This window comes from Streptomyces sp. NPDC047061 (assembly GCF_040643955.1).
Taxonomy (GTDB): Bacteria; Actinomycetota; Actinomycetes; order Streptomycetales; family Streptomycetaceae; genus Streptomyces.
In genome coordinates this window covers 161,438-178,298 of record NZ_JBEYVI010000006.1, presented here as the reverse complement: position 1 = coordinate 178,298, position 16,861 = coordinate 161,438, and the positions used below count along the sequence as shown (strand labels likewise).

Sequence of the window (16,861 nt, the reverse complement as noted above, 5' to 3'; positions counted from 1 at the left end):
TCAGGGGGCGAGACAAGTCGGATACGACGCCCGCGGTGGGGGTAGCAGTTCAGGCACGGCGGCGGTCGTGCGGTTCCGTCCCTCCGCGGGTGTCGTGTCCGCATGGGTCGTCGTTCTCCGGACCTTGGGGTATCCCCTGCTCGTGAAGAGCACTGGGGAAGGGGGTTTCGTGGTTCGCATCCGAGTCCTGGTCGTCGACGACCACCGCATCTTCGCCGAGTCGCTGGCCGCCGCACTGGCCGCCGAGCCCGACGTCGACGTGTCCGCGGCCGGCAGCGGTCCGGCCGCGCTGCGCTGCCTGGAGCGCGCGGTCGCCGAGGGCCGTCGCTACGACGTGCTGCTCGTCGATGCCGACCTGGGCGGTCAACTGCCCGGCGGCAGAGCGGCCGTGCCGGTGCAGGAGGCCAACGAGGAGGGGCTGGTCGACGGCATATCGCTGGTCGCCGGCGTCCGCTCGGCCCAGCCCGCCGTGCGGGTCGTCGTCCTCGCCGAGAAGGACGACCCGCGGCGCGCGGCCCTGGCCCTGCAGGCCGGCGCCTGCGGCTGGGTCGCCAAGGACTGCTCGCTCTCCCGGCTGCTGAACGTCATCCGGGGCGTGCTGCGCGACGAGACGCATCTGCCGCCCGCCCTGCTGACCGGGGTGCTGCGGGAGTTGACGGCCGCGCGCAAGCACCGCACCGAGAGCGAACGGCTCGTGGAGTCCCTCACGCCGAGGGAGCGGGAAGTGCTCCGGTGCATGGTGGCGGGCCTGGGGCGCAAGGCCGTCGCCGAGCGCCTCTTCCTGTCCCCGCACACCGTCCGCACCCACATGCAGAACGTCCTCGGCAAACTGGGCGTCCACTCCACCCTGGCGGCGGTCGCGCTGGCGCGCCGGGCCGGGGTGGGGCCGGTTGATCTGGGGCCCAGCGGACGAATCATGCCTGAGGAGAGCAGCAGCGCCTGACTGGCGGGCCAAAGGTGCACGCCCCGAAAGGGGCGCGGGGCTGTATCCATATGCGGCTCCGCCGCGTGGGGGCGACCAGCCACGACGGCGCCGCAGCCGACCGACGGCCTACCGCGGCACATCCAGCGGAGCGCCTAGCCGGGGATGTTGTCGAACGGCGCCGTCAACTGCCGTAGCAGCCCTGCGAGTTCGGTCCGCTGGGCGTGGGAGAGCTCGCCGAGGATCGCGCGCTCCTGGGCGAGGAGGCCCGCCAGGGCCTGGTCCGCGCGGTCCTGGCCCTCGGTGGTCAGGCGCACCAGCACGCCCCGCCGGTCGCTGGGGTCCGGCAGCCGTTCCACCAGGCCCTTCTTGGTCAGCCGGTCGATCCGATTGGTCATCGTCCCCGAGGTGACCAGGGTCTGCGTCAGCAGCTGCCCGGGGGAGAGCTGGTACGGCGTGCCCGCGCGCCGCAGCGCGGTCAGCACGTCGAACTCCCAGGGTTCCAGGCTGTGCTCGGCGAAGGCCAGCCGACGTGCCCGGTCCAGATGCCGTGCCAGCCGGCTCACCCGGCTGAGCACCTCGAGCGGTTCCACGTCGAGGTCCGGGCGCTCCCGGCGCCACGCAGCCACCAGCCGATCGACCTCGTCCTCCATGGCGATCAGTGTAGTGGTTGTGTCGACGTGAAGTCTCTTGATATCGAGTCTCTTGACATCAAGAGATCTTCCCGGGGAAAGTGGTGTGCATGACGACGCCCTCCTGGGACCCCACCCAGTACCTCCGCCACGCCGGTCACCGCGCCCGCCCCTTCGCCGACCTCCTCGCCCGCGTCCCCGGCCTCCCCGGCGAACCCCCGGTCATCGCCGACCTCGGCTGTGGCCCCGGCAACGTGACCGCCGTCCTCGCCGAGCGCTGGCCCACCGCGCACATCACCGGCTACGACAACTCCACCGCGATGCTCGACAAGGCCCAGGTCGACCACGCCGGACCCACCCCCGGCGGCGGCCGCCTCGACTTCGCCCACGCCGACCTGCGCAGCTGGGCGCCCGAACGGTCGTACGACCTGATCGTGTCGAACGCGGCGCTCCACTGGGTCCCCGGCCACCTCGACCGCTTCGCCGGCTGGCTGGACGCGCTCGTTCCCGGCGGCAGCTTCGCCTTCCAGCTGCCGAACAACATCGACGCGCCGCTGCACGCCCTGATGCGCGAGCTCGCCGCGACGCCCCGCTGGAAGGCCCGGCTCGCCGACGTCCTGCGCCACGAGGACTCCGTCCACCCGCCCGTCGCCTACCTGGACCGGCTCGCCCGCCTCGGCTGCGCCACCGACGTCTGGGAGACCACCTACCTGCACGTCCTGGAGGGCGAGGACCCCGTCCTGGACTGGGTCAAGGGCACCGGACTGCGCCCCGCCCTCACCGCCCTGGGCGACGACCCCGAGGCCCGGGACGCCTTCGTCGCCGAGTACCGCGACCTGCTGCGGGAGGCCTACCCGAGCGCCCCGTACGGCACGGTCCTGCCGTTCCGCCGCCTGTTCGCCGTCGCCCGCAAGGAGGGCTGATGCTCGCCGCCGTCGACCACGTCCGGCTCGCCGCCCCGCCCGGCTCGGAGGACGCGCTGCGGGCGTACTACGGGGACGCCCTCGGCATGACCGAGGTGGCCAAGCCTCCGGTGCTCGCGGCGCGCGGCGGCTGCTGGTTCGAGGCCGGTGCGGTCCGGCTCCACCTGGGCGTCGAGAACGCCCCCAGCCGGAGGCGGAGAATGTCACTGTCGGCCTGCGAAGAAGGCCCACCCCGGCCTGCGGGTCACCGGCATCGACGCCTACGCCGCCCGGCTGACCGCCCACGGCGCCCCCGTCACCTGGGACGACGACCTCCCCGGCCACCGCCGCTTCTACTCCGAGGACCCCGTCGGCAACCGGCTGGAGTTCCTGGAGCCCTGCGGGACCTGAGGCGGGCCCGGGCCTCGCGGTGCTAGGCCTTGCGGCGTCCTATCAGGTGCGGCTTCTGCTCCAGGCCGTCCAGCCCGTGCCAGGACAGGTTCACCAGGTGGGCGGCGACCTCCGCCTTCTTCGGGCGGCGCACGTCCAGCCACCACTGGCCGGTCAGCGCGACCATGCCCACCAGCGCCTGCGCGTACAGCGGGGCGAGCTTGGGATCGAAGCCGCGGGACTTGAACTCGCGGCCCAGGATGTCCTCCACCTGGGTGGCGATGTCCGAGATGAGGGACGCGAAGGAACCCGTCGACTGCGGGATGGGGGAGTCCCGGACCAGGATCCGGAAGCCGTCCGTGTACTCCTCGATGTAGTCGAGGAGGGCGAACGCGGCCTGCTCCAGCAGCTCCCGCGGATGACCTGCGGTGAGGGAGCTGGTCACCATGTCCAGCAACCGCCGCATCTCCCGGTCGACCACCACCGCGTACAGCCCCTCCTTGCCGCCGAAGTGCTCGTACACCACCGGCTTGGAGACCCCGGCCTTCGCCGCGATCTCCTCCACCGAGGTGCCCTCGAAACCCTTCGCCGCGAAGAGGGTGCGACCGATCTCCAACAGCTGCTGGCGGCGCTCCGCCCCGGTCATACGGGTACGACGTGCCCGCCGCTGCTTTTCGGGACTGGGGGTGCTGGAGTCGGTCGCCACGGCGTCAATCATGCCGCCTTCGCGGCCTCCGCCCCCTGTCGGGAGCCGCCTTCCCCGGTGTCACGGCGCGAATCGATACGTGAGCGTGACGGCCAGCGCACGTCGTAGGCCCAGCCCAGCTGCTCGCACCAGCGGATGATCCGCGCCGACGAGTCCAGCTGCCCGCGCTCCACCCCGTGCCGCGCCGAGGTCGGGTCGGCGTGGTGCAGGTTGTGCCAGGACTCGCCGCAGGACAGCACCGCCAGCCACCAGACGTTGCCCGAGCGGTCACGCGACTTGAACGGCCGCTTGCCGACCGCGTGGCAGATCGAGTTGATCGACCACGTCACGTGGTGGAGCAGCGCCACCCGGACGAGTGACCCCCAGAAGAACGCGGTGAACGCACCCCACCAGGACATCGTCACCAGCCCGCCGATCAGCGGCGGCAGCGCCAGCGACAGCGCGGTCCAGTAGATGAACTGCCGGGAGATCGCCCGGATCGCCGGGTCCTTGATCAGATCCGGCGCGTACTTCTCCTGCGGGGTCCGCTCCTCGTCGAACATCCAGGCGATGTGCGCCCACCACAGGCCCTTGACCAGCGCCGGCACCGTCTCGCCGTACCGCCACGGCGAATGCGGGTCGCCCTCCGCGTCGGAGAACTTGTGGTGCTTGCGGTGGTCGGCCACCCAGCGCACCAGGGGCCCCTCCACCGCCAGCGACCCCGCGATCGCCAGCGCGATCCTGAGCGGCCGCTTCGCCTTGAAGGAACCGTGCGTGAAGTAGCGGTGGTAACCGATCGTCACGCCGTGACAGCCCAGGTAGTAGAAGAACACCATCAGGCCCAGGTCGAGCCAGCTCACGCCCCATCCCCACGCCAGTGGCACCGCCGCCAGCAGCGCGAGGAACGGCACCACGATGAACAGCAACAGGGTGATCTGCTCCAGCGAACCCTTCCGCTCGCCCCCCAGGGTGGCGGACGGGGTTGCGGTGTCGGCCGCCTTCCGGGGGTCTTCGATCACATCGGAACCAGACGAGGTCATGCGCGTTCCCTGTGGGGTCGAGGGTTGAGAGAGACGCCGATCCGCGGTGACCGGACGGGACGAAATAAGTACTTCCCTACGGTTCCGTAACCTACGGCGACGTAAGTATGGCAGTGAGGCGTCTCGCGGCAAGAGCCCCAGAACCTGCGCGTCCTCATGGACACCTATCCTTGGAGTCGGTCGGACAGCGCGGTCCGCTCTGTTTCCTTCCCTGATGTCCGGCCCCTATGCGGACAGGCCCCGCCTGCCGCCCGGCCGACCGACGGGTTCCCTCCAGACGAGCTTCAACACTGCAAGGAGCCGCACCTGTGAGCAGTGCCGACGACCAGACCACCACGACCGGCAGTGAGCTGCGCGCCGACATCCGCCGACTGGGCGACCTCCTCGGCGAGACCCTCGTCCGCCAGGAGGGTCCCGAGCTGCTGGAACTCGTCGAGAAGGTCCGCCGCCTCACCCGCGAGGACGGCGAGGCCGCCGCCGAACTGCTGCGGGGCACCGAGCTGGAGACCGCCGCCAAGCTGGTCCGCGCCTTCTCCACCTACTTCCACCTCGCCAACGTCACCGAGCAGGTGCACCGCGGCCGTGAGCTGCGCGCCCGCCGCGCCGCCGAGGGCGGCCTCCTCGCCCGCACCGCCGACCGGCTCAAGGACGCCGACCCCGAGCACCTGCGCCAGACCGTGCAGAACCTCAACGTGCGTCCGGTGTTCACGGCCCACCCCACCGAGGCCGCGCGCCGTTCGGTCCTCAACAAGCTCCGGCGCATCGCCGCGCTCCTGGACACCCCGGTCATCGAGTCCGACCGCCGCCGCACCGACATCCGCCTCGCCGAGAACATCGACCTCGTCTGGCAGACCGACGAACTCCGTGTCGTCCGCCCCGAGCCCGCCGACGAGGCCCGCAACGCCATCTACTACCTCGACGAACTCCACGCCGACGCCGTCGGAGACGTCTTGGAGGACCTCACGGCCGAGCTGGAGCGGGTCGGCGTCAAGCTCCCCGACGACACCCGCCCCCTCACCTTCGGCACCTGGATCGGCGGCGACCGCGACGGCAACCCCAACGTCACCCCCCAGGTCACCTGGGACGTCCTCATCCTCCAGCACGAACACGGCATCAACGACGCCCTGGAGATGATCGACGAGCTGCGCGGCTTCCTCTCCAACTCCATCCGCTACACCGGCGCCACCGAGGAACTCCTCGACTCCCTGCGCACCGACCTGGAGCTGCTGCCCGGGATCAGCCCCCGCTACAAGCGGCTCAACGCCGAGGAGCCCTACCGCCTCAAGGCCACCTGCATCCGGCAGAAGCTGATCAACACCAAGCAGCGCCTGGCCACCGGCACCCCGCACGAGCCGGGCCGCGACTACCTCGGCACCGCCGAACTCCTCGGCGACCTGCGCCTGATCCAGGCCTCCCTGCGCGAACACCGCGGCGGCCTGTTCGCCGACGGCCGCCTGGCCCGGACGATCCGCACCCTGGCCGCGTTCGGCCTCCAGCTCGCCACCATGGACGTCCGCGAACACGCCGACGCCCACCACCACGCCCTCGGCCAGCTCTTCGACCGCCTCGGCGAGGAGTCCTGGCGCTACACCGACATGCCCCGCGAGTACCGCGCCAAGCTCCTCGCCAAGGAGCTGAGGTCACGCAGGCCGCTGGCCCCGACCCCGGCACCCGTCGACGCGGCCGGCGCCAAGACCCTGGGCGTCTTCGAGACCGTGAAGAAGGCCCTGGAGATCTTCGGCCCCGAGGTCGTCGAGTCGTACATCATCTCGATGTGCCAGGGCGCCGACGACGTCTTCGCCGCCGCCGTCCTCGCCCGCGAGGCCGGGCTGGTCGACCTGCACGCCGGCTGGGCCAAGGTCGGCATCGTGCCGCTCCTGGAGACCACCGACGAGCTCAAGGCCGCCGACACCATCCTGGAGGACATGCTCTCCGACCCCTCCTACCGGCGCCTGGTCGCGCTGCGCGGAGACGTCCAGGAGGTCATGCTCGGCTACTCCGACTCCTCCAAGTTCGGCGGCATCACCACCTCCCAGTGGGAGATCCACCGCGCCCAGCGCCGCCTGCGCGACGTCGCCCACCGCTACGGCGTCCGGCTGCGCCTCTTCCACGGCCGCGGCGGCACCGTCGGCCGCGGCGGCGGCCCCTCCCACGACGCCATCCTCGCCCAGCCCTGGGGCACCCTGGAGGGCGAGATCAAGGTGACCGAGCAGGGCGAGGTCATCTCCGACAAGTACCTGATCCCCTCCCTCGCCCGGGAGAACCTGGAACTGACGGTCGCCGCCACCCTCCAGGCCTCCGCCCTGCACACGTCCCCCCGCCAGTCCGTGGAGGCGCTGGCCCGCTGGGACGCCGCCATGGACGTCGTCTCCGACGCCGCCCACGCCGCCTACCGCCGCCTGGTCGAGGACCCCGACCTGCCGACGTACTTCCTCGCGTCGACGCCGGTGGACCAGCTCGCCGACCTGCACCTGGGCTCCCGGCCCTCCCGCCGCCCCGGCTCCGGCGTCTCGCTCGACGGCCTGCGCGCCATCCCGTGGGTGTTCGGCTGGACCCAGTCCCGGCAGATCGTCCCCGGCTGGTTCGGCGTCGGCTCCGGCCTCAAGGCCCTGCGCGAGGCCGGCCTGACCGCAACACTGGGAGGAGAGGGCGTCCTCGACGAGATGCACGAACAGTGGCACTTCTTCCGCAACTTCGTCTCCAACGTCGAGATGACCCTCGCCAAGACGGACCTGCGGATCGCCCAGCACTACGTCGACACCCTCGTCCCCGACCACCTCAAGCACGTCTTCGACACCATCCGTGAAGAACACGCGCTGACGGTCGCCGAGGTGCTGAAGATCACCGGTGAGGCCGAACTGCTGGACGCCACCCCGGTCCTCAAGCAGACCTTCACCATCCGCGACGCCTACCTGGACCCGATCTCCTACCTCCAGGTCACCCTCCTCAAGCGCCAGCGCGACGCGGCCGCGGCGGGAGAACCGGCCGACCCGCTGCTCGCCCGCGCCCTGCTCCTCACGGTCAACGGCGTGGCGGCCGGCCTGCGCAACACCGGCTGACGGCTCCCGGACACGACGGCCGGTGCCCCTGAGGGCACCGGCCGTCTCACTGCAGCGCGGCGAACGCCACCGTCAGCAGCGCGATCCCCGAACCCCCCAGCAGCCACCCCACCCGCGTCAGCCGCAGCCCCCCGGCCACCACCACCGACGCCAGCAGCAGTGCACCGCCGAGCGGCACCCAGGCGTACAGGATCCCCGCGGGGCCCGACCGCACCACATCACTGGTACCGGGCTTCACGATCACGTCGTACGTCTGCCCCTTGCGCACCGCGACCGACTTGCCGATGACGACACTCGCGCGCTTCGACGCACCGGCCGAGACGGGCGTGAACGGCCCCGTGCAGGTGTCGTCCCCGCACGCCGTCACCTTGACGGTGCCCCGCTCCTTGCCCTTGGTGAGCATCACGTCCTGCGCGGTGCCCCAGGACCCCCACACTCCCGCGACCAGGATCAGCACGGCGACCGCGCCCATCGACAGGACACGCAACGCGTTGACCGAGGCCGCACGGGAGGAGGCGGCGGAGGCAGCAGGCATGGCCGGGATCATTGGCCATGTCCCTACGGCCGGTCAACTGCCGTGGGGGACAAGTCAGGAGTTGTACGTGCTTTGCGCCCGCTCCAGCCCCTCGATGACCAGCGCCTCCACCGCGTCGGCGGCCCGGTCCACGAAGTAGTCCAGTTCCTTGCGCTCGGCCGAGGAGAAGTCCTTCAGCACGAAGTCGGCGACCTGCATACGACCAGGAGGGCGCCCGATCCCGAACCGCACCCGGTGATAGTCCGGGCCCATCGCCTTCGTCATCGACTTCAGCCCGTTGTGCCCGTTGTCGCCGCCGCCCAGCTTGAGCCGGAGCACGCCGTAGTCGATGTCCAGCTCGTCGTGGATCGCGAGGACATTGGCGAGCGGCACCTTGTAGAAGTCGCGCAGCGCGTTCACCGGGCCGCCGGAGAGATTCATGAACGACATCGGCTTCGCCAGGATCACCCGCCGGTTCTCGGGCCCGGGCGCCCCGAGCCGCCCCTCCACGACCTGCGCCTGCGCCTTCCCGGCCCGCTTGAACTTGCCCCCGATCCGCCCGGCGAGCAGGTCCACGACCATGAACCCGACGTTGTGCCGGTTCATCGCGTACTCGGGCCCGGGATTACCGAGCCCGACGATCAGCCAGGGGGCGTTGGCGGGGGTGGTCACGTCCATGTCTCCTTGATACGCGCCAGCCGCCGCTCCCGGGGGAACGACGGCTGACCGTTGCTCAACTGCTTGCTGCCTCCGCGGACCGCTTACCGCTGTGGGCAATCGTTCCGCAGGGCGGAACGGGTGGGCACAGCCACCAGTGCCGGGCGCCTGCTCAGCAGACGGCACCTGAACCGATGGCTCAGGCCTCGGCGGCTTCCTCGGTCTCGCCCTCAGCCGCTGCTTCCTCCGCCTGCGCGGCCAGGACCTGGAGGACGACCGCGTCCTCGTCGACGGCCAGGGTCACGCCGGACGGCAGGGTGATGTCCTTGGCGAGGACGGAGGCGCCGGCCTCCAGGCCCTCGACCGAGACGGTGACGGCCTCGGGGATGTGGGTGGCCTCGGCCTCGACCGGCAGCGCGTTGAGCACGTGCTCCAGCAGGTTGCCGCCCGGGGCCAGCTCGCCCTCGGCGTGCACCGGGACCTCGACCGTGACCTTCTCGCCGCGCTTGACCAGCAGCAGGTCGACGTGCTCCAGGTAGCCCTTGATCGGGTCGCGCACCACGGACTTCGGGATCGCCAGCTCGTTGGACTTGCCGTCGATGTCCAGGGAGATCAGGACGTTCGGCGTACGCAGCGCGAGCAGCAGCTCGTGGCCCGGCAGGGTCAGGTGGATCGGGTCCGAACCGTGGCCGTACAGGACACCGGGGACCTTGCTGTCACGGCGGATACGGCGGGCGGCACCCTTGCCGAACTCGGCGCGGGTCTCGGCGGCGATCTTCACCTCGGACATGGTGATCACTCCTCGTAGAGGTAGAAACGGACGTGGTCACCCGGCCACGAACGGCCTGCTACGAAGAGCGCGTCGATAACGGACCGCCGACACCTGTGCACACAGGTACGGCCTCCCTCGCCGAGCAACTGCAGCAGTCTACTCGGAGGGGAGGCCGTACCCAAAAGGATCTTCAGCCGCGGTTAGCGGGGCTGGTGCAGAAACCTCACTGCTCGTCGAAGAGGCTCGTCACCGAACCGTCCTCGAACACCTCGCGCACCGCACTCGCGATCGTCGGCGCGATCGACAGCACCGTGATCTTGTCCAGGTCCCGGCTCAGCTCACCCGGCGTCGGCAGCGTGTTCGTCAGCACGACCTCGCTCACCCGGGAGTTCTTCAGCCGGTCCGCCGCCGGACCCGACAGCACACCGTGCGTCGCCGTCACGATGACGTCCTCCGCACCGTGCGCGAAGAGCGCGTCGGCCGCCGCGCAGATCGTGCCGCCCGTGTCGATCATGTCGTCTACCAGGACGCACACCCGGCCCTTGACCTCACCCACGACCTCGTGGACGGTCACCTGGTTCGCCACGTCCTTGTCGCGCCGCTTGTGCACGATGGCGAGCGGCGCGCCGAGCCGGTCGCACCAGCGGTCGGCCACCCGGACCCGGCCGGCGTCCGGGGACACGATCGTCAGCTTGTCCTTGTCCGCCTTCGCGCCGACGTAGTCCGCGAGCAGCGGAAGCGCGAACAGGTGGTCCACCGGGCCGTCGAAGAAGCCCTGGATCTGGTCCGTGTGCAGATCCACGGTCAGGATCCGGTCGGCACCCGCCGTCTTCATCAGATCCGCGATCAGTCGCGCCGAGATCGGTTCACGGCCGCGGTGCTTCTTGTCCTGCCGCGCGTAACCGTAGAAGGGCACGATCACGGTGATGGAGCGCGCCGACGCACGCTTCAGCGCGTCGATCATGATCAGCTGCTCCATGATCCACTGGTTGATCGGAGCCGTGTGGCTCTGGATCACGAAGCAGTCGGCACCGCGCGCCGACTCCTGGTAGCGGACGTAGATCTCGCCGTTCGCGAAGTCGAAGGCCTTCGTCGGGACGACCCCGACACCCAGCTGGTGGGCGACCTCCTCGGCAAGCTCGGGGTGGGCGCGGCCGGAGAAGAACATCATCTTCTTCTCGCCGGTCGTCTTGAACCCGGTCACAGCACTGTCTCCTCAGAGGTGTCTCAGCCGTACAGCTGGATCTCCAGCGCCCTGAGTGCCGGGCGCGGGAGGCCGAATCAGCTGGTTAGGTGCGGGTGTGCACTTATCACGGTACGACGTCTTCGGCGCACCTGTTTCCGGTCAGTCCTCGCTCGCGCCCCGCCGGGAAGCCGCTTCGGCGGCCGTCGCCGCCGGACTCCCCGGACGCTTCCGGGCCACCCAACCCTCGATATTCCGCTGCTGACCGCGGGCCACGGCCAGCGAACCGGGCGGCACGTCCTTCGTGATCACAGATCCGGCAGCGGTGTACGCACCGTCCCCGATCGTGACAGGCGCCACAAACATGTTGTCCGAACCCGTCTTGCAGTGCGACCCGACGGTGGTGTGGTGCTTGCTCTCGCCGTCGTAGTTCACGAACACGCTCGCCGCACCGATGTTCGAGTACTCGCCGATCGTCGCGTCACCCACATAGGAGAGGTGCGGAACCTTCGTACCCTCCCCGATCGACGCGTTCTTCGTCTCCACGTACGTACCGATCTTGCCCTTCGCCCCCAGCCGGGTCCCCGGCCGCAGGTACGCGTACGGTCCCACAGACGCGTCCGCACCGATATGGGCAGAATCGGACACCGTGTTGTTCACCCGCGCCCCGGCACCCACCCGGGTGTCCTTCAGCCGGGTGTTCGGCCCGACCTCGGCGCCCTGTGCGAGGTGCGTCGAACCGAGCAGCTGCGTGCCCGGGTGGACGACGGCGTCCTGCTCGAAGGTCACGGTCACGTCGACCCATGTCGTGGCCGGGTCGACGACGGTCACGCCGTCCAGCATCGCCCGCTCCAGCAGCCGGTCGTTGAGGATGCGGCGCGCCTCCGCCAGCTGCACCCGGTTGTTGATCCCGGCGATCTCCCGGTGGTCGCCGGCCACCGAGGCCCCCACCCGGTGCCCGGCCTCCCGCAGGATCCCGAGCACGTCGGTCAGGTACTCCTCGCCCTGGCTGTTGTCCGTCCGCACCTTCCCCAGCGCGTCCGCGAGCAGCCGGCCGTCGAACGCGAACACCCCGGAGTTGATCTCCCGGATCGCCCGCTGGTCGTCGGAGGCGTCCTTGTGCTCCACGATGGCCGTCACCTCGCCGGAGGCGGCGTCGCGCACGATACGGCCGTAGCCGGTCGCGTCCGGCACCTCGGCGGTCAGCACGGTCACCGCGTTGCCGTCGCCGTGATGCGTCCCGGCGAGCCGCGTCAGTGTCCGACCGGTCAGCAGCGGGGTGTCCCCGCAGACCACGACCACGGTCCCGTCGACGGCCCCGCCGAGCTCCTCCAGCGCCATGCGCACGGCGTGCCCGGTGCCGTTCTGCCGCTCCTGCACGGCGGTACGGACGGCGGAGTCCACCGCACCGAGGTGCGCGGCGACCTGCTCGCGCGCGTGCCCGACGACGACGACCAGGTTCTCGGGGTTCAACTCACGGGATGCGGCGAGCACATGACCCACCAGGGAACGGCCGCAGATCTCATGCAGGACCTTCGGTGTGGCCGACTTCATACGGGTGCCCTCACCCGCTGCGAGAACGACGACGGCTGCCGGGCGAATGGCGCTCACGGAGTTGCCCTTCGGCTTTTTGGACGGGTGGGGGTGACATCCGCAGGATACCGGGGCGTTTCGTGGGGGACATGGGAGCGGGCCCTGACGGAGCTGTCAGGGCCCGAACCGGGTGGGGCTCCCCCGCCAGGACTCGAACCCGGACAAATGGCACCAAAAGCCACGGTGCTGCCAATTACACCACGGGGGAAAATCTCGACTGAACCGGACATTTAGTCAGGTTGCCGAGCGGCGGTTCCTACTATGCCGTACCAGGCGCCTTCCATGCGACGGTACAAGTGGGGCCGCGCTGCCTCTGTCCCCGGTCGCGGTACTGGCCACGGTTCCCGGTCCGGCAACTCCCCGGCGGATGCCGCGGCTTTCGGTCGCGCCGCCGCGCGTTCGAGGTCTGTTCGGGGTCTCTTCGGGGTCTCGAAGTCCCGCCGGCCGCCGCCCGGATACGCCCTGTGCATACCGTCCGGGCGGAATGCTCCGGTCCGGGTTCGAACGTGCGTGGTTCCGCAGTTCGAGGGATACGCGGGGGTTTTGGTGTTGTTCGGTTACGGAGTGTGGTGTAGGCGAGTAGACGAAACTCACCGGAAAAGCCCACCCTCGCGCCCGTAGGCTGGAGGCATGACCACGACGGGGGCAGACCACGCGACGGCCTTCACCGGGCCGTGGTGGTGGTCGCGGTGGCGTAGTGCGGTTCTGGACGTGGGGCTCGCACTGGTGTCGGCGCTGGAGTGCGCCGCGGAGGGCATCCCGTTCGCGCGGGACGCGGGAATCCCGCTGTCGGCGGGGATCGTGTTCGGTCTGCTGGCCGGTTCCGTACTGGTGCTGCGCCGGAAGTGGCCGATCGCCGTGGTGCTGGTCGCGATCGCGATCACACCGGCCCAGATGGGCTTCCTCATGGGCATCATCGGCCTGTACACCCTCGCCGCGGCGGAGCTGCCGCGCCGGATCATCGTGGCGCTCGCGGGGATGTCGCTGGTCGGGACGATGATCGTGACGTTCGTGCGGGTGAAGCAGGACATGGCGCGGGGGGACCTGACGCTGGGCGACTGGTTCGTCCCCTTCGCGGCGGTGACCACCTCGCTGGGCCTGACCGCTCCGCCGATGCTGCTGGGACTGTACGTGGGGCAGCGCCGGCGGCTGATGGAGAGCCTGCGGGAGCGGGCGGACAGCCTGGAGCGGGAGCTCCAACTGCTCGCGGAGCGGGCGGAGGAGCGGGCGGAGTGGGCGCGCGGCGAGGAGCGGACGCGGATCGCGCGGGAGATGCATGACGTGGTCGCGCACCGGGTGTCGTTGATGGTGGTGCACGCGGCGGCCTTGCAGGCGGTGGCGCGCAAGGACCCGGAGAAGGCGGTGCGGAACGCGGCGCTGGTGGGGGACATGGGGCGCCAGGCGCTGACGGAGCTGCGGGAGATGCTGGGGGTGCTGCGCTCGGGGGAGGCCCCGCAGCGGCGCACCTTCGCGGCGCCCGGGCCCGCGCCGGCTTCGGCTTCGGTGTCGTCCGCTTCGCTGCCGCTGGCCGCGGTGGGGGTGGCGGCCGCGGCGGCGGCTTCGCGGGTGGCGGAGGAGGAGGGGCCGTGGCTGTCCGAGCTCGAGGTGCTGATCGGGCAGTCGGCGGCGGCGGGGATGGTGGTGGACCTGTCGGTCGAGGGCTCCGCGCGCTCCTATGCGGCGGTCATCGAGCAGACGGCGTTCCGGGTGGTGCAGGAGGCGCTGACGAACGTCCACAAGCACGCGGCGGGCGCGAAGACGCATGTGCGGCTGGCGCACCGGGTGGCGGAGATCGCGATGCAGGTGGAGAACGAACCGCCGCCCGAGCCGGCCTCGGCGGCGTCGGCGGGGCTGCCGTCGGGCGGGAACGGTCTGGTCGGGATGCGTGAGCGGGTGCTGGGGCTGGGCGGCGTGTTCGTGTCGGGTCCGACCGACGCCGGGGGCTTCCGGGTGTCGGCGGTGATTCCGGCGACCTGACCCGGCGGCTGCGACCGGGTGGCGGCATGACCCGATGGTTACGACCGGGCGGCGGCCTGACCCGTCGGCTACGACTGGGGCTACGACTGGGTGGTGAGGCGCTGGGGTTCGACGCCTGCGATGAGGGCGGTCAGGGCGTGGTCGATGTCGGGGCCGAGATACCAGTCGCCGGTGTGGTCGAGCGTGTAGACCCGGCCCTCGGCGTCGATGGCGACGAGCGAGTGGGTCTCGGTCTCCGCTCCGAGCGGGCAGACCTCGGTGTCGAGGGCGCGGCCGAGGTCGCCGAGGGTGCGGGCGAGGTGGAGGCCGTGCAGGGGGTCGAGATGGAGGGTGGCGGGGGCGATCTGGCGGCCGGCGCCGGCGGGGGTGACCTGCAGGCCGCCGAACTCGGCCCAGGCCTCCACCGCGGCGGGGAAGACGGCGTGCCGGTGTCCGGCGGGCGAAGCGTGCTCGCGCAGGGCGTCGGCCCAGACCTCGGCCTGTTTTATGTCCCAGCGTCCTGGTTGCCAGCCGGCGGCGCGCAGGGCTGCCTCGACGGGCGCGGAGAAGCGCGAGGGGGGTCCCCCGGGCCGGGCGAGGCCGAGACTGGGGGATGAGGTGCGGTCGGCGTGCATCTGCCCTTCGATCGTCCTGGGTGCGGGTGCGGGTGCGGGTGCGGGTGCGGGTGCGGGTGCGGGTGTTCCGGGTCCGTGCGTGGGGGCGTGCGTCAGGCGTCGTCGGTGGTCGGGTCGACGACGCGGACGCCGAAGTGGGCGGTGAGGGCGGCGCAGGCCCGGCAGGGGGCGGCGAAGCTGCCGTGCAGGGGGTCTCCGTCCTCGCGTATCCGGCGGGCGGTGAGTTTGGCCTGCTTGAGGACTTTGCGGGCTTCGCCGTTGGTCATGGGTTTGCGCAGGGCACGTTTGCTGCGGGCGGCGTCGGCCGCGCTGATGTGGCGTGAAATGAGGATGGCTTCGGCACAGCGGCCGGTGAAGCGGTCGCGTTGTCCGCTGGGCAGGGTGTCGAGGAACTCCTGGACCAGCGGGTGCAGCGGAGGCGGCTGGTCGCCGCGGGCGGCGGTGCCGGTGAGGGTGGCGCCGCGGACGGAGAGAGCGGCGGCGACGGTGGGCAGAATGCCGTCGCGGCGGTGCTGCAGGGTGGGCGCGGGAGGTATTTCGTTGCTGCTCCAGCCGATGCGGGGGTCGCCGTCGAAGGCGCCGTGGGCGGCGCCGGACATGGCGGTGTGCGGTCCCGTCTGTGTGGCGTTCATGATCGTCTTCCCCTCCCGGGCATCCCCCCGAAAGTCACAGACTGCCAAATCCCGTGGCGGGTGCGGTAGCTGGGGCGGTGCGACACGCCCGGGTTTGGGCAGGCTGTCACGGCGGGGTGACGGCTGGTCACGGAACCGGAGGGCCGGTGACCGGGGTTCGTGTACCGCATAGGCTGTCGGCACCGCGATGGGCGCGGTCGACGCGTCCGCGACGTGGGAGAGACAGCCGGATACGGGCCGTGGCGCGCCGCAGGCGTGTGGTGTCGGTCCGTACAGAGTGCCGCAGGGGGCAACCGTCATGACGACAGGTCGGCTCGGGCAGCAAGCCGCGCCGCCGAACGTGGCCTATGCCGGGCAGGTCGTGCATTTCCCGGATCCGGTCCGGGCGGCACGTCACCCGAGAGGGGTACGGATCGACGAGCGCGGCTACCCCGACTTCTCGCCCTACGCGCGCGCGGCGGTGGAGATCGCCGATCCGCCGGAGGGTTTCGGGGTCGACGAGTTGCGGCTGACCGACTTCGTGTCCGCGAACGCGGTGCTGTCGGCTTCGGGCCACGAGCTGTGGGACACGGTGCCGGCGGTGGCGACGCCGCACGGCTGGACGTGGCACCACGTGGTGGGGTCGCGGCGGCTGGAGCTGGTCCCGGTCGAGGTGAAGGCACTGCTGCGGCATCACGGCGGGGTGGCGACCGCGCGGGTGGACCAGGGCAAGCGGGGCACGCGGCCGTTGCAGGAGACGCGTCCGGCGCACTTCGGGCTGCCGAAGTCGGGCGTGGCCGTGTCGGAGTCCCAGGTGCAGGGGGTCGAGGAGGACCTCGGGTACCGGCTGCCGGGTGCGTACCGCTCCTTCCTGAAGGCGGCGGGCGGCTGCGCGCCGGTCGGCACGGCCCTGGACGCCGGCCTCGGACTGCTGCTGGACCAGCCGTTCTTCACAGTCCGCGACGAGGCCGCGGTGAACGACCTCGTGTATGTCAACAAGTGCCTGCGCGACCACCTGACCAAGGACTACCTGGGCGTCACCTTCGTGCAGGGCGGTCTGCTCGCGGTGAAGGTGAAGGGCGACCGGCTGGGTTCGGTGTGGTTCTGCGCGTACGACGACGCGCGTGACGTGGATCCGGGATGGTCGCCGGCGGAGCGGGTGGAGCGCCTGCTGCTGCCGTGCGGCGAGGACTTCGACGTGTTCCTGTCGCGGCTGGCGGGGTCCCCGCCGGAGTTGGAGACGGTGGCGAACCTGATGGTCGACGGTGGTTTCGCGCGTGCCGCTTCGGTCGGCTCGGGGGAGTGAGGTC

The 16,861-nt window shown here is 71.0% G+C and carries 15 protein-coding genes, 1 tRNA gene and 1 pseudogene; 6 read left to right on the top strand and 11 right to left on the bottom strand.

Annotation, left to right across the window (positions count from 1 at the left end):
* Window positions 1-169 precede the first annotated feature (169 nt).
* Entirely contained in the window at window positions 170-943 is a 774-nt protein-coding gene (locus ABZ887_RS12995) for a response regulator transcription factor (protein WP_361287111.1), read from the top strand.
* A gap of 134 nt (window positions 944-1,077) precedes the next feature.
* Here the strand turns inward: ABZ887_RS12995 and tamR are convergent, their stop codons facing one another.
* Complete coding sequence (gene tamR / locus ABZ887_RS12990) at window positions 1,078-1,575, bottom strand: MarR family transcriptional regulator TamR (RefSeq protein ID WP_361287108.1); 498 nt, start codon at window positions 1,573-1,575, stop codon at window positions 1,078-1,080.
* A gap of 89 nt (window positions 1,576-1,664) precedes the next feature.
* Here tamR and ABZ887_RS12985 point away from each other — a divergent pair, with 89 nt between their 5' ends.
* Together ABZ887_RS12985 and ABZ887_RS12980 are read left to right on the top strand one after the other, a co-directional pair.
* Complete coding sequence (locus tag ABZ887_RS12985; protein ID WP_361287105.1) at window positions 1,665-2,477, top strand: trans-aconitate 2-methyltransferase; 813 nt, start codon at window positions 1,665-1,667, stop codon at window positions 2,475-2,477.
* Window positions 2,477-2,867: pseudogene (locus tag ABZ887_RS12980) on the top strand (VOC family protein). The gene ABZ887_RS12985 and the pseudogene ABZ887_RS12980 overlap by 1 nt, the downstream one beginning before the upstream one ends.
* Window positions 2,868-2,889: 22 nt before the next feature.
* Here ABZ887_RS12980 and ABZ887_RS12975 read toward each other — a convergent pair.
* Together ABZ887_RS12975 and ABZ887_RS12970 are read right to left on the bottom strand one after the other, a co-directional pair.
* Window positions 2,890-3,564 (bottom strand): TetR/AcrR family transcriptional regulator, encoded by a 675-nt coding sequence (locus ABZ887_RS12975; RefSeq protein WP_089102228.1) that lies wholly within the window; start codon window positions 3,562-3,564, stop codon window positions 2,890-2,892.
* Window positions 3,561-4,571, bottom strand: coding sequence for a fatty acid desaturase (locus ABZ887_RS12970; protein ID WP_361287101.1), 1,011 nt, complete (start codon window positions 4,569-4,571; stop codon window positions 3,561-3,563). The genes ABZ887_RS12975 and ABZ887_RS12970 overlap by 4 nt, the downstream gene beginning before the upstream one ends.
* Before the next feature lie 308 nt (window positions 4,572-4,879).
* Here ABZ887_RS12970 and ppc point away from each other — a divergent pair, with 308 nt between their 5' ends.
* Window positions 4,880-7,630, top strand: a complete 2,751-nt coding sequence (gene ppc / locus ABZ887_RS12965) for a phosphoenolpyruvate carboxylase (RefSeq protein ID WP_361287098.1) — start codon at window positions 4,880-4,882, stop codon at window positions 7,628-7,630.
* Window positions 7,631-7,676: 46 nt separating this feature from the next.
* Here ppc and ABZ887_RS12960 read toward each other — a convergent pair whose 3' ends face one another.
* The 6 genes from ABZ887_RS12960 to ABZ887_RS12935 form a co-directional block, all read right to left on the bottom strand.
* Window positions 7,677-8,177 (bottom strand): hypothetical protein, encoded by a 501-nt coding sequence (locus tag ABZ887_RS12960; protein ID WP_361287095.1) that lies wholly within the window; start codon window positions 8,175-8,177, stop codon window positions 7,677-7,679.
* Between the two features lie 42 nt (window positions 8,178-8,219).
* Window positions 8,220-8,822, bottom strand: coding sequence for an aminoacyl-tRNA hydrolase (pth, locus tag ABZ887_RS12955; RefSeq protein ID WP_361287092.1), 603 nt, complete (start codon window positions 8,820-8,822; stop codon window positions 8,220-8,222).
* Window positions 8,823-9,000: 178 nt separating this feature from the next.
* The gene (locus tag ABZ887_RS12950; RefSeq protein WP_361287089.1) at window positions 9,001-9,591 is read right to left on the bottom strand and encodes a 50S ribosomal protein L25/general stress protein Ctc; all 591 of its coding nucleotides are present in this window, start codon (window positions 9,589-9,591) and stop codon (window positions 9,001-9,003) included.
* A gap of 205 nt (window positions 9,592-9,796) precedes the next feature.
* Entirely contained in the window at window positions 9,797-10,777 is a 981-nt protein-coding gene (locus ABZ887_RS12945) for a ribose-phosphate diphosphokinase (RefSeq protein ID WP_361287086.1), read from the bottom strand.
* Window positions 10,778-10,918: 141 nt separating this feature from the next.
* On the bottom strand, window positions 10,919-12,367 hold the full coding sequence (gene glmU / locus ABZ887_RS12940) for a bifunctional UDP-N-acetylglucosamine diphosphorylase/glucosamine-1-phosphate N-acetyltransferase GlmU (protein WP_361287083.1): 1,449 nt from the start codon (window positions 12,365-12,367) through the stop codon (window positions 10,919-10,921).
* A gap of 118 nt (window positions 12,368-12,485) precedes the next feature.
* Window positions 12,486-12,557: transfer RNA gene (locus ABZ887_RS12935), tRNA-Gln, on the bottom strand.
* Window positions 12,558-12,979: 422 nt separating this feature from the next.
* Between ABZ887_RS12935 and ABZ887_RS12930 the strand changes: the two genes are divergently transcribed.
* A complete protein-coding gene (locus ABZ887_RS12930) occupies window positions 12,980-14,326 on the top strand; it encodes a histidine kinase (RefSeq protein WP_361287080.1) in 1,347 nt (448 codons plus the stop codon).
* An 80-nt stretch (window positions 14,327-14,406) separates the two neighbouring features.
* Here ABZ887_RS12930 and ABZ887_RS12925 read toward each other — a convergent pair whose 3' ends face one another.
* Both ABZ887_RS12925 and ABZ887_RS12920 read right to left on the bottom strand, forming a co-directional pair.
* Window positions 14,407-14,940: an SUKH-3 domain-containing protein gene (locus tag ABZ887_RS12925; protein ID WP_361287077.1), complete on the bottom strand. Its 534-nt coding sequence runs from the start codon at window positions 14,938-14,940 to the stop codon at window positions 14,407-14,409.
* A gap of 92 nt (window positions 14,941-15,032) precedes the next feature.
* A complete protein-coding gene (locus ABZ887_RS12920) occupies window positions 15,033-15,572 on the bottom strand; it encodes a YwqJ-related putative deaminase (RefSeq protein ID WP_361287074.1) in 540 nt (179 codons plus the stop codon).
* 298 nt (window positions 15,573-15,870) lie between these two features.
* Between ABZ887_RS12920 and ABZ887_RS12915 the strand changes: the two genes are divergently transcribed.
* Window positions 15,871-16,857, top strand: a complete 987-nt coding sequence (locus ABZ887_RS12915) for an HNH endonuclease (protein WP_361287071.1) — start codon at window positions 15,871-15,873, stop codon at window positions 16,855-16,857.
* Window positions 16,858-16,861: the final 4 nt, after the last annotated feature.